The organism is Flavobacterium anhuiense (assembly GCF_050990855.1).
Lineage (GTDB): Bacteria > Bacteroidota > Bacteroidia > Flavobacteriales > Flavobacteriaceae > Flavobacterium > Flavobacterium anhuiense_C.
Genome location: NZ_CP158861.1, coordinates 3,278,549 through 3,290,678 on the forward strand (window position 1 = coordinate 3,278,549; position 12,130 = coordinate 3,290,678).

Annotated in this window: 9 protein-coding genes; 2 read left to right on the top strand and 7 right to left on the bottom strand. The window is 34.6% G+C overall.

Annotation, left to right across the window (positions count from 1 at the left end; all coding sequences use genetic code 11):
• Window positions 1-2: 2 nt before the first annotated feature.
• Window positions 3-1,265 (top strand): efflux RND transporter periplasmic adaptor subunit, encoded by a 1,263-nt coding sequence (locus tag ABTV69_RS14645; protein WP_433829973.1) that lies wholly within the window; start codon window positions 3-5, stop codon window positions 1,263-1,265.
• A 538-nt stretch (window positions 1,266-1,803) separates the two neighbouring features.
• The gene (locus ABTV69_RS14650; protein ID WP_433829975.1) at window positions 1,804-3,804 is read left to right on the top strand and encodes a heavy metal translocating P-type ATPase; all 2,001 of its coding nucleotides are present in this window, start codon (window positions 1,804-1,806) and stop codon (window positions 3,802-3,804) included.
• A gap of 417 nt (window positions 3,805-4,221) precedes the next feature.
• Here the strand turns inward: ABTV69_RS14650 and ABTV69_RS14655 are convergent, their stop codons facing one another.
• The 7 genes from ABTV69_RS14655 to ABTV69_RS14685 all read right to left on the bottom strand — a co-directional run bounded on the left by ABTV69_RS14655 (window position 4,222) and on the right by ABTV69_RS14685 (window position 12,129).
• Window positions 4,222-4,926 carry a hypothetical protein gene (locus tag ABTV69_RS14655; RefSeq protein ID WP_433829977.1) on the bottom strand — a complete coding sequence of 235 codons (705 nt, stop codon included), beginning with the start codon at window positions 4,924-4,926 and terminating at the stop codon, window positions 4,222-4,224.
• Between the two features lie 15 nt (window positions 4,927-4,941).
• Window positions 4,942-5,439 carry a hypothetical protein gene (locus ABTV69_RS14660; protein WP_433829979.1) on the bottom strand — a complete coding sequence of 166 codons (498 nt, stop codon included), beginning with the start codon at window positions 5,437-5,439 and terminating at the stop codon, window positions 4,942-4,944.
• 121 nt (window positions 5,440-5,560) lie between these two features.
• The gene (locus ABTV69_RS14665; RefSeq protein ID WP_433829981.1) at window positions 5,561-6,826 is read right to left on the bottom strand and encodes a DUF6624 domain-containing protein; all 1,266 of its coding nucleotides are present in this window, start codon (window positions 6,824-6,826) and stop codon (window positions 5,561-5,563) included.
• An 82-nt stretch (window positions 6,827-6,908) separates the two neighbouring features.
• A complete protein-coding gene (locus ABTV69_RS14670; RefSeq protein WP_433829983.1) occupies window positions 6,909-7,559 on the bottom strand; it encodes a VOC family protein in 651 nt (216 codons plus the stop codon).
• Window positions 7,560-7,870: 311 nt separating this feature from the next.
• Window positions 7,871-9,061 carry a cytochrome-c peroxidase gene (locus ABTV69_RS14675; RefSeq protein ID WP_433829985.1) on the bottom strand — a complete coding sequence of 397 codons (1,191 nt, stop codon included), beginning with the start codon at window positions 9,059-9,061 and terminating at the stop codon, window positions 7,871-7,873.
• 154 nt (window positions 9,062-9,215) lie between these two features.
• On the bottom strand, window positions 9,216-10,682 hold the full coding sequence (locus tag ABTV69_RS14680; protein ID WP_433829987.1) for a hypothetical protein: 1,467 nt from the start codon (window positions 10,680-10,682) through the stop codon (window positions 9,216-9,218).
• Window positions 10,669-12,129 (bottom strand): RagB/SusD family nutrient uptake outer membrane protein, encoded by a 1,461-nt coding sequence (locus ABTV69_RS14685; RefSeq protein WP_433829989.1) that lies wholly within the window; start codon window positions 12,127-12,129, stop codon window positions 10,669-10,671. Before ABTV69_RS14685 ends, ABTV69_RS14680 begins: the two co-directional genes overlap by 14 nt.
• Window position 12,130 lies beyond the last annotated feature (1 nt).

Consider the following 12,130-nt stretch of genomic DNA (forward strand, 5'->3'; position numbering starts at 1 on the left):
AAATGAAAAATATATCTAATTATTTAACCGCAAAGGACGCAAGGGAACTACGCAAAGAACGCAAGGAAATTAAACTTGGCGTGCTTTGCGTAATCTTAGCGCTCTTTGCGGTTACCTTAACAAGCTGTAGTGAAAAGAAAGCTGAAGAACCGCAGGAAGAAGAAAAATCATCGACAGAAGTTGCTTTAACGGCTTCTCAATATAAAACAGTCGGAATTGAAACAGGCGTCGTCGAAGACCGAAATCTAAATAAAATCATTAAAGCAAACGGATATACAACTGTTCCTCCACAAAATTCTGCTGAGGTTTCGACTTTGATTGGCGGGACGGTAAAAGACATTTTTGTTTTGGAAGGAACGTATGTCAACAAAGGAAAAGTTTTGGCAACGATCCAAAATTTAGAAGTAATCGGAATGCAGGAAGATTATCAATCTGCTGTGGCGAATGTGGAGTATCTGCAATTGGAATACAATCGCCAGAAAACGTTGAGTGATGAAAATGTGAATCCGAGAAAGACTTTTCAGGAAGTGAAAGCTAAATTAGCGGCTGAACGAGCTCGAGCACAAGCTGCAAAAAACAAATTGGACGCTTTGCATGTTAATACTAAAGGAACGACTTCAGTTGTGCCAATTGTTTCTCCTATAAATGGTTATGTAGGGAAAATTAACATTGCGAAAGGCGCTTTTGCTAATACAGGAGTTTCTCTTTTTGAAGTGGTTGATAACAGTCAAATGCATTTGGATTTGAATGTGTACGAGAAAGATTTAGGTTCGATTTCAATTGGTCAGGTAATTGACTTCGTATTAACGAATCAGTCGAATAAATCGATTAAGGGAAAGATTTTCGGAATCAATAAATCTTTTTCGAATGAAAGCAAAACTGTTGCTGTTCATGCTAAAATTGATCCTGCTGATGCAAAAGGATTGATTCCCGGAATGTACGTTTCGGCAAATATTAATATTGTAAATGCAACAGTTCCAGCCTTGCCAAAAGATGCAGTTGTGAAAAATGCTGATAAATATTTCGTTTTCATTCAGGAAGAAAATCACGCAGAAGAAAAACACGAACACGCAGCAGGTGAAAAAGAAGAAGCTCACGAAGAAGAAATTCATTTTAAAGCGATTGAAGTAATTCCAGGAACAACCGATTTAGGTTTTACAGAGGTTAAGTTCGTGACTGAAGCTCCTGCCAATGCTAAAATTGTAACTAAAGGTGCTTTTTATTTGCTTTCTGCAATGAAGGGTGGAGGAGAGCATACGCATTAATTTTTTTGAGGTGCTAAGGTTCTGAGATGCTAAGGTGCTGAGTTTTTTATGCTGGGGGCAAATAGGCTCACAATCCCGATAGTTATCGGGAGCAGAGATGCAAAGTTTTTGAATTGCCTCCAGCTTCAGCTGGAGGTGTTCAAAAGAAGAATATAAGGGCTTTAGCCAAACTTACGATTTTAGGCTAAAGCCAATCAGACTGGATTCATTTAACCTCCAGCTAAAGCTGGAGGCAATTGAGATTTCTCTTATTTTTTGTCATTTCGACCGGAGGGAGAAATCACACTCAGGAATCGACAAAGATTGGTGTTATGCTTTATGGAAATTCTAGTGTGATTTACTTCGCCTATTCGCTATCGCTCGGGTCTCCTTCGTCGAAAAGATAAATAGGACGGGTTTATGCTCATCAAATAAAAAAAACTTAGAGTCTTCGCGTCTTTGTGGCAAATAAACGATACAAAATACTTAAATTTAGGACATTATTTAAACAAGGTTTCAGGAACTTTAAAACCTGAAACTTAAAACTTGAAACTCTACAATGATACATCAAGATAAAGAAGTAAAAAACACAAAAAATAAAGCCAAACCTTCCTGCTGCTGTTCTCATGACGAGCCTGTTCATTCTGAAAATGGCGGACACGATCACGAAGGCCACGATCACGACCACAATGTAGAAGGAGGTCTTTTTAAATTGTTCCTGCCATCCATTATATCCTTTGTGTTATTGATAATCGGAATTGGTTTTGATAACTATTTTCCGCAAGATTGGTTTACAGGATATGTTAGAATGGTATGGTATGCGATTGCGTATCTTCCAGTAGGAATCCCAGTGCTGCGAGAAGCGTATCAAAGCATTATGAAAGGTGATGTTTTCTCTGAGTTTTTCCTGATGTGTATCGCGACAATTGGCGCTTTTGCCATTGGCGAATATCCTGAAGGTGTTGCGGTAATGCTGTTTTATACCATTGGAGAAACCTTTCAAGGAATGGCGGTTAACAGAGCCAAAACAAGCATTAAAAAACTGTTAGATCAGCGACCAGATGAGGTGCATATTTTAGAAAACAATGTTGCAGTAAAAGTTAAAGCTAAAGACGTTCAAATTGGCGCTATTATTCAGTTAAAAGCGGGAGAAAAACTAGGTTTAGATGGCGAATTGTTATCTGATTCTGCATTTGTCAATACAGCTGCTTTAACAGGCGAGAGCAAACCTGCGACTAAAAAGAAAGGCGACCCTGTTTTAGCAGGAATGATAAACGGAAATACTATTATCGAAGTAAAAGTTACTACAGCTTACAGCGATAGTAAATTGTCTAAAATTCTAGAATTGGTACAAAATGCCACGGCAAAAAAAGCGCCAGCTGAGTTGTTTATTAGAAAGTTTGCCAAAATCTATACGCCAATTGTGGTGTATTTGGCAATTGCTATTTGTTTGATTCCTATGCTTTTTGTGGACAATTATGTTTTTACAGATTGGCTTTATCGAGCTTTGGTTTTCTTAGTAATTTCATGTCCTTGTGCTTTGGTGATCAGTATTCCGTTGGGGTATTTTGGCGGAATTGGCGCTGCAAGCAGAAACGGAATCTTGTTTAAAGGAAGTAATTTCTTAGACAGCATTTCGACTATTCACAATGTCGTGGTAGACAAAACAGGAACGATGACTGAAGGTGTTTTTAAAGTTCAAGAAGTCATTATAAAACCTGAATTTGATAAAGACGAAATTTTAAAACTGATCAATGTTATAGAAAATAAAAGTTCGCATCCTGTGGCAACGGCAATTCACAATCATGTTGGACCAATTGATTCTTCGGTCGTATTAAAAGATATTGAAGAAATCTCGGGACATGGATTAAAGGCTGTTTACAACGAAAAAGAGCTTCACGTTGGTAATTTTAAATTATTGGATAAATATTCCATTCCGTATGATATTGATCCTTCTGCAATAGTATATACTACAATTGCCATTGCTTTTGACCGAAAGTTTGCTGGTTATTTGACAATTGCCGACGAAATTAAAGAAGATGCCAAAGAAACAGTTTCAAAACTAAAATCTTTAGGTGTAAAACTGACGATGTTAAGCGGTGATAAAATGAATGTCGTTCAGTTTGTGGCTGATAAATTGGGGATTAAGAATGCTTTTGGCGATTTGCTTCCAGAAGATAAAGTCAATAAGATCAACGAAATTAAAGCCAAAAACGAAACAGTTGCTTTTGTTGGCGATGGTGTAAACGATGCGCCCGTAATTGCCTTAAGTACAGTCGGAATTGCAATGGGAGGTTTAGGAAGCGATGCCACAATCGAAACTGCCGATGTTGTCATTCAGGATGATAGACCAAGCAAAATCGCCATGGCAATCAACATTGGAAAACAAACCAAAAAAATCGTTTGGCAGAATATAACTTTAGCCTTTGTCGTAAAAGCTTTTGTGCTGATTCTCGGCGCAGGCGGACTTGCAACTATGTGGGAAGCTGTTTTTGCTGATGTCGGTGTGGCGTTATTAGCGATATTGAACGCTGTACGGATTCAGAAGATGAAATTTTAAAATATTATTTTAAGGATTGGAAGAAGATTTATTCTTCTTCCCATTCTTGATCTGCGAATAAAAGCAACTTATTTGCTCGAATATAATCGTATTGCTCTTTGGTGAGATAGATAACTTGTGCATCTTGTCCACCGGTATATAATTCGTAAAACTGACCTTTTAGTTTGTGTTCGGTTACAACAGATTTTATAAAATCAAAAAAATTAGGATCAATCCAATCATTATCGATTTTAAAAACTTTAGTATACGATTTATTTTCTAGCTTAAATTTTAATGTCGTTTTCTTCCCTTTTTCAATGTCAAATGAATTTGAAATATGAGTTGGATTAAATTCATTGTGAGAGATTATGGCAAATTCCTTAATTAGTTCTGCGTATGGATCTTCAAGATTCCCTAGCTCTGTATCAAACCAATAAATCAGGTTTGGGAAGCAGAAAGTATTTGGTTGTAATTGCTGTTTTCTTGTTGGGAAACCTTTTCTTTTCCAAGATTAATTTGTTCCGGTGTTAAATTTGAGAACAAGCCAAGTTTTGTATACGCTTCGATAGCTTTTTCAATTTGCAAAGTGGTAGGTTTGTTTTTGAAATCTTCCGAACTTGGAACCAAATAAGATTCCGAATTTTGAAACGCCTTTTCCTGCTCCTTCGTTAAAGCCATTATTCCAAAAGTCTTTTCCTCATTTGTATCTTCGTTATAAGCTGTAATTTGATGAAGTCTATATGGCGAATGTTGGTCAGTAAGTATTTTATTGAAAATTTTGTAATATTCCTGAGAATCTATAAAACCCAAAGAATATTTATTTTTAGAAGGAGTGTACATACGGTAAAAGCTTTTTTGCTTGTACTTTCTGCCATTTGATTGTATTGAAACAATGAAGTCGTAGAATTTATCATCTTCATCAGACATTATGCTGTCAAGTGCAATTTGAAATTCAAAATTAGTAAAAGCAAGTTCAGGCAATATTGTTGCTGTTTTTTGATGAACAAGTTCTAAATACTTTTCAGGTTCGTTTGCATAATTTTTTGGATTGATTATTATGGCTTTGGAACAATAAGAAAGCATGTCAATCGGGTTTTTGATTTTTTGATTTTCTATAGCAGCAATAAGATTTTGGTCTTGCATTTCGACAATTCCATTTTATTTTAATTTATTGGCAAATTCCTTTAGTTTATCAGGAGCCATATAATCTGATTTGAAAGCTTTAAAGGTAATCTCCTTGATAAATTGAAGTTTGTATGTATATAGATTATTGTTTATTTCCTGTTGAAAATAGTTTGCCTGCTCTTCGGTAAGCAAATCACATTTTTTAAGTTTAAAAAGATAATCGGTAAGTTCTTGATTTTCCTTTTTCTGCTGTTCTTCATTCAGTTTTTCGGAATCAAAAATATCATGCGAGCCTATCTCAGAAAAGAAATTTCCGGTTATGCTTTTATATTCGCATTGAAATAATCCATATAAATACGAAGTGGTATTTTTTGTTTTTAATCGAGCTTGACTTTTTTCAAAATCTTTTATTTGTTTTTGTTCTATAAGATTATTGTCGATCAGTTTTTGCAAAATTGGATCTTTTGATTGTGCGTTTGCAATGTGAGTTATTAAAACTGTAAAGAACAGAATTTGCTTAAGATTTATCATTTAATTTAATTTCTCAGTCGTATAAAATTTAAATTTCTTTTTTGTCAAATATTGGGATTTTCGATTGAAAATTAGTAAAAATAAAAAGTCTATTTACACTAAGAAAACTTCTTTGCTAAATTTAATCTAAAAGCTCTTTCCATCTAGCTTCAGAATAAAAAGACACAAAATCTTTATTAGCTAAAAGTGCTTTTAAGTTCAAATCTCCTCTCAGTTTATTTAAACTTAAAAAATCAATTGAAATACTTCTGTATTGTTCCTCATGATTTTGATTGTAGATTTTTGCAAAAAGCTCGGATGCTTCTAAATTTTGATCACTCGACATTCCACCCAAAATCATCGAAGCGTTATTATAATTATCATATACTTTTTGGAACTCTTTTGTTTTGAATTTTTCTTTGGCTTCATTAATCAGAGCTAAAGTGCTTTCCCTATCTTTTTGATCTTTTTTAGAAGCTGCTTCGGCGGTTGGTAGACTATATTTGAAACCATAATGCAGCGCATAAATTCGCAACGGAAGAAGTCCGAAAGCAGCTCTTCGTTTATCGACTTCGTTCTCTTTTATAATTCCTCTAAAACTTGAAGCTTCGCCGTTGTGCGTCCAGTTAACTTGTGTTCCGTAAAGTTGTTTGTAATTGAGATTGCATTGCACGCGGTCATAAAGAAAAGCATAGTTTTCCATGTCCAATTCTTTTGTTCCTTTTAATTTATCCATTTCGTGCAAAGCTGCTCTCTGAAACAAAATATCTTGATCAGAGTGTTGTACAATTAGCCAGAAATTATGAGCACCATCTTTTCCAATTTCTGATATTTTTGGCCAACCGTAGTTCCTGAGAATCTCTTTTGCCGTAGAAAGATTTTTAAAATCTAAATCGTTAATTTTCTGATGTAATTCCTTTAGTTGCGCAGGATCTGAAGTTTGTATTTTCGAATATCGGAGTTTCTGATCTGCAATTCCCATTGCATTAATTTGTTTCCGCAATTCTGGAAGTTTTAATTTCTTCTCATATTGTTGCTCTTTTAATTGTGCTTTTTGTTCAATAGCTTTCCACGATTCTGAATAATTTGCACGTAAAAAATCAAAATACGGATCGATGGAAAGTTGCTCTGCTTCAGTCCATCCTTTGTTCAGAGTCCTATTTAAATATTTAAAAGCTTCGGTTTTATTTTCAGCTAAAGCATACATTCCTGCAGCTTTATAAGAATTTAATGCATCAGGTTCTTCAAGCGAGAACGCTTTTTCTAGTTTTGAAATAGCATTTTTATAGTCTTTTTTAAGATGAAGTAAAGAAGCTTCCGCGATTAATTCTTCGTATGCGAGATTGGTTTGTGAATTGCAAACACAAAAGCTCCAAAATAATACTATCAGGAAGAAGTATCTTTTCATACAGATTAAAACGATATTATAAATATTTTTTTTCTGTGATGAAAATACAAATTATATTTTTATCTGTTTGATATAAAGTTATTTATAAATATAGTTCAATCAAATTTTCATTGTTTTCTAGTGATACTTTCACCGGATTACTTTCAGAAGGAATCTGCGTGGGATACCAATTTCTAGTGGGCTGTACCAAAATTAGCAAACCTTCATGATCGCCAATTGCCGCAAATTTGTCTGTATTTGTGTTTTGCGAGAAGAAATGAAGTCCGTGTTCTTCAATTAATTGATTTCCTAATTCCAATGGACTTTCCGTAACAATTCCGATTTCGCTGATGCTTAAAATAGATGCGGAGTTGAATTCACCAACTTGTTCATTATTGAGGTCATGTCTTGCAATGAACTCCAATAAATTTCCGTTGTAATCGAAGAAATAAATAGAATGCGCATTCCAATTTTCGAAATTTGTAACCACACTATTATCTTCTAAAACAATTAATTCGACTTTGTTTTTACACCATTGAATGGCTTCTTCCAGTTGATTTTCTGGAATATTAAAAGCAAAATGATAAATGGAATTAAAGTGAGGATCTTCGACAAATTTTAAAATGGAAGTCCCTGCTTGAAACGTTATCGATTTTTCGTCATTTTCCAGAATAAAAAGCCCAAAAAGCCCCTGATAAAATGCTTTCGTTTTTTGAATATCGTTTGTTTTGATTTCGATTTGATCTATCTTCATAAGAGTAATTTTTATAAATGAAAAGTTTGCTTCGAGTTATAGTCAAATTTAAGAAACGCCGATAAAATCAGGACTAAAGCGGTATTTTATGTGTCAATAAAAGGATAGTAAATAATTATTGATTGTTTTAGAATGGCATCTTTAAATAATCGATAAAGCTACAAAAAGACAGATAGTCCTTGTTGCAAGATTATTGAAAAATCTTTCAATTTTAATGGCCGCGTTGTAAAATAAAAAAGCCCATTTCATAAAGAAACAGGCTTAGTAGATTTGTCATTTTTTTGGGGCAAAATACAAATCAATAACTAAATTTATTTTGGCATTTCTGGAGTTATAATTCTTCTTGTCGGTGTACTTAAAGTTTCGATAAAAGCCAGTAAATCGCTGATTTCTTCTTTCGTTAAATTTAATTTTCGCAACATCGGATCTACTTTTGGAATTAGAGAATCTCTTGGCGTTCCCAAATATTTTTTCTGAATAGGAGATGGGTTTCCTAAATTGTACAATTCGACCACATCCAATAAACTTGGAAAATGTCCGTGGTGCATCCAAGGTTTTGTGTTAGCTACTTCGCGAAGTGTTGGTGTTCTGAATTTGCCAATATCTTTGACATCTTTAGTCACATTATAACGTCCAAAATCTTCATTTTTTGTTCCGAATAATGTCTGACCATCATTATGAAATTGATTGTCGCTGAAATAAGGCGTATTGTGGCAATTGATGCATTGCGCTTTGGTTCTAAACAAATGCATTCCTTTTACCTGCTGATCGGTATAAATTTCTGATTTTCCGCTTACAAACTGATCGAATTTGCTTTTCGGGCTATTAATTGATCTTTCGAAAGTGGCAATAGCGTATTGAATGCGTTCTAAAGTCACTTTTTTATCTCCAAAAGCTGCTGTAAACAACGAATTGTAGCCTTTAATTTTAGCAATTTTATCAACAGCAATCGTCAGTTTTTCATTCATTTCCAATGGATCTGCAACAGGAAATTGCGCTTGATCTTCTAAACTCTTAGCTCTTCCATCCCAAAATAAAGAAGTGGCATAGGCTGAGTTTAAAATCGTCATCGAATTGCGTTTTCCCGTTTGGCGATCGTGACCGAAAGAACGTGTCAAATTATCCGTCCAGCCCAATTCTGGATTATGGCAAGAAGCGCAGGCAATTTGGCCGCTACGAGATAACCTCGGATCAAAAAACAAAATCTTACCCAAACTTTCTTTTTCCTTCGAATAAGGATTATAAGCAGGATAAGGAACTGCAGGAAGCACGCCAATATCTTGGAATTTCGATTTATCGATATTTTCATGTAGTTCCGCAGCAGGCCATTTTGAGGCATCTCTGCTGGAATAGAGTTTTCTTAATTCCTGAATATCGATGTAATCAGGACCTTCCATGCTTTTGTAAGCCGTTAAGCTCAGCAGGAATAAGAATGGGATGATTAGTTTTTTCAATTCTTTTTGTTTTTTGTTTTTTTCTTGATTTTGTTCTTGAAGTTTCATGTTTCAGGTTTCAAGTTGTGCGAAACGTGAAACTTGGAACTTGAAACATGAAACTTTTTTACCCTCCAAAAGCTTTGTCAAAGTTTTAAACTTTGACAAAGCTCAATTATGGACAATGATCAATCATTAATAATTAACCATTTACAATTTACCATTATAAAGTAACTTCCTTCGGACAGTCAATGCTTAAAGCAGCAGGTTTTGGATATGTTCTGTTATTGTACATTCGGTATTGTGTCGAAACTGTTCCTCCAAACAGTTTGTCATTTGTTAGTTTTAATTCAAATGTAATTTCAAATAAACCTGCACTAATTTCTTTATACGTTCCTTCGCCAGAAATGGCAATAGTGTGTGTATTTGATGCACTAGAACCAATTGTAAGATCTTGTGGAATTACTAAGACCGTTCCCTCGGTTTTACTGTTTCCATTTGCCGGGAAAAATTCTAAAGCAGAAGTAATATTAAATCCGGGAGAAATAGCAGCGGCATTACTTTCATTAGAGAACCATCTTTTAAGACCAAAAGAATTCACGGTATTGGTTCCGCTTGCTACATTAAATCCAATTTTGAAAGCATCGTGATAAATGTCGTCATTCGGATTTGTAGTTCCTCGATCACTGTAAAGTATTGCATTTGGATCGTCTTTTGTAACAATTACAGGAAAAGTTAAGGCATTAAATGTCTGCCACGCACAATTACCAGCAGTATTACTAAACCAATGTTCGCCATAAGTTAAGTAAAAAGCATTTGTTGGATCTGTAAATTTAGATGCTGGATACGCCTGAACATCTCTCGGCGTTTTGATTGGTTTTGCAATAGTTAAGGTGATATTTCCAGTAGCAGTATAATTAGGAATATTGACTAACGTTATTTTAGACTCAAATTGAGCATCATCGTTTTGAAGATCTTCTAATAGAGTTAAATGATAGTTTACAGAAGTTCTGTTATCACCATAATCGTCATGCGTTAAAGAATATTCGAATCCGTTTTGAAATTTAAAAATAGAAGCATTTTCGATTTCTTCAGGGAAAAAACCATTCGGATAATATACTTTAAAATCAATTGTTTCGCCTATTTCGCCTTTTACATTGTATCTCGTTACCGGAAAAGTATAATTGGTTGAAATGGTTCCTAAATCAATCTTAAATGTATCGTTTGGATAGGCAGTATTGAGGTTTCCAATATGGATTTCAGGATCAGAAACGGTTTCTAATTTTAGCGTAATATTTTGGCTTTTAGTCCATCTTTTATCAAAAGAAACAAAAATTGTATCTGTTAATTTATTGCCTTGAAATGAAAGCTGATTAGTAGGTTTTACGCTAAAACTGTCACTTTCGCCATTTGTTTCAGCGCTAAAATTGGCCGTCACAGTTCCTTTTAAATCGCGCGCTGTTAAGGTTACAGGAACTTTTAATGTTCTTACCGCTTTGTTCTCATAAGTAGACTGCGGAATCAAATTTCCATTTATTGCTGGATATTCTAAAGGTGCATTGTCTGCCTTTACTAAAAAATTAAATCGCAAATGCGGCTCTATTTCAGAACCTAATTTATAATCATCTTTAGAACAGGAAATATATAATAATACTATAAATAATATGCTGAATATCTTAATACGAGTCATTTTGCTGCAATTTTGGGTTAAGATTAATGTTGCTTTTTGGTATTGGCAGAACGTATTTTAATGAAGGATAAGTAAGACTGCAAACCGTAGCGATACAGCCATCGTTTCTGGAAACATCTTTGTGGTTTCTGGCAATATCAAAGAGTAAGAAGCCTTCAAAACATAGTTCTTTTCTTCTTTCTAAAAAGATATTTTCTTTAAGATTGGTTGTATTGGTTAATAAAGAAGCGTTGGCACGAGCGCGAATGATATTAATATCTGCCATTGCCAAATCTGCTCTGTTGGTTTCTAAGGCTGCTTCGGCACGAATTAAATACATTTCGCTTAATCTGAAAGCAACATAACCAGCATTGTCCTGAAATTTTTTGGTAAAGTTGTAATTAAGAAACGTCTGTACGCCGCCTACTAATGTGAAAAGCGATTTGGTTAAGAACAATTGTTTTCTCAAATCAGTGCTTTCATATAGATCAACTAAATCATTTGAAGCGACATATTTTTGAAAGTTAGTGTCTGTAAGGTAACCAAAAGTCTGTGCCATAGAGGTCGAAACATTTCCTTCAGTGTCTTTTGGATTAGCAAATTCAAGTAAAATTTCTGAAACAGGAACATCTGCTTTTTCCCATTCTGAAACTAAGCTTTCTTTGCTGGTTAACGTAACTCCAGAAGTGGCAATAACCTCATTTGCGGTTTCGTAGGCATTTGCCCAATCTCCTTTTTGGAGATAGACTCTTGCCAGCAACGCTTGGGCACTTTTTTTGCTAAAGTAAGTATAAGCCGCTCCAGGAAGCAATGAAGTACCTGAATAACTATCTATAGCGTTTTTTAAATCGGCAATAATTAAAGAATACGTTTCGGCAGCAGTTTTTCTGATTGGATATTTCACACCAGATTTTATAGATTCTGTGCTGTAAACAATACCTAAATGTGATGCATCTGGAGTGTAACTATAATTCTGACTGTAAATAAGAGACAACAGAAAATGAGTGTAAGCTCTTATAGATAATGCTTCTGCTTTTATTTGGTTTTTCTCGGCATCAGTAGCGTCGGTTAGGGCAGGAGTATATTCTAGAATTAGATTTGCCTGATTTATGATGTCGTAACTGGTGTCATAAAACATATTGAAATCACTATCTGCAGCTGAATCATCAAAAGAATAAACCAGCGAAAGATTTGATGATGGCGAAATCTGCCCTTTAAGACCTCCTGTTGCAGTAGGACCATATTTTAAATTACCACCTTGCAAATCAGCATAAACGGCATAGTATTCTGGTCTTACATTAGCTTCTACTTCTGTATAAAGTCCGGTAAGCGCTTGTAAAACGCCTTTTTTGTTTTGCAAAAGTTCGTCTATAGATGTCTTTGTTCCTGGTTCTTGTTCTAAAAAGTCACTACAGCTCTGTAATGAAAATAGCAGAAAAAATATAAATAGGTAATTTGAATATTTCATG

Excerpts from the sequence above, each read along its gene's own strand:
- ABTV69_RS14665 (WP_433829981.1), bottom strand. The coding sequence starts at position 6,826 with ATGAAAAGATACTTCTTCCTGATAGTATTATTTTGGAGCTTTTGTGTT.
- ABTV69_RS14655 (WP_433829977.1), bottom strand. The coding sequence starts at position 4,926 with ATGCAAGACCAAAATCTTATTGCTGCTATAGAAAATCAAAAAATCAAA.
- ABTV69_RS14650 (WP_433829975.1), top strand. The coding sequence starts at position 1,804 with ATGATACATCAAGATAAAGAAGTAAAAAACACAAAAAATAAAGCCAAA.
- ABTV69_RS14660 (WP_433829979.1), bottom strand. The coding sequence starts at position 5,439 with ATGATAAATCTTAAGCAAATTCTGTTCTTTACAGTTTTAATAACTCAC.
- ABTV69_RS14680 (WP_433829987.1), bottom strand. The coding sequence starts at position 10,682 with ATGACTCGTATTAAGATATTCAGCATATTATTTATAGTATTATTATAT.
- ABTV69_RS14645 (WP_433829973.1), top strand. The coding sequence starts at position 3 with ATGAAAAATATATCTAATTATTTAACCGCAAAGGACGCAAGGGAACTA.
- ABTV69_RS14675 (WP_433829985.1), bottom strand. The coding sequence starts at position 9,061 with ATGAAACTTCAAGAACAAAATCAAGAAAAAAACAAAAAACAAAAAGAA.
- ABTV69_RS14670 (WP_433829983.1), bottom strand. The coding sequence starts at position 7,559 with ATGAAGATAGATCAAATCGAAATCAAAACAAACGATATTCAAAAAACG.
- ABTV69_RS14685 (WP_433829989.1), bottom strand. The coding sequence starts at position 12,129 with ATGAAATATTCAAATTACCTATTTATATTTTTTCTGCTATTTTCATTA.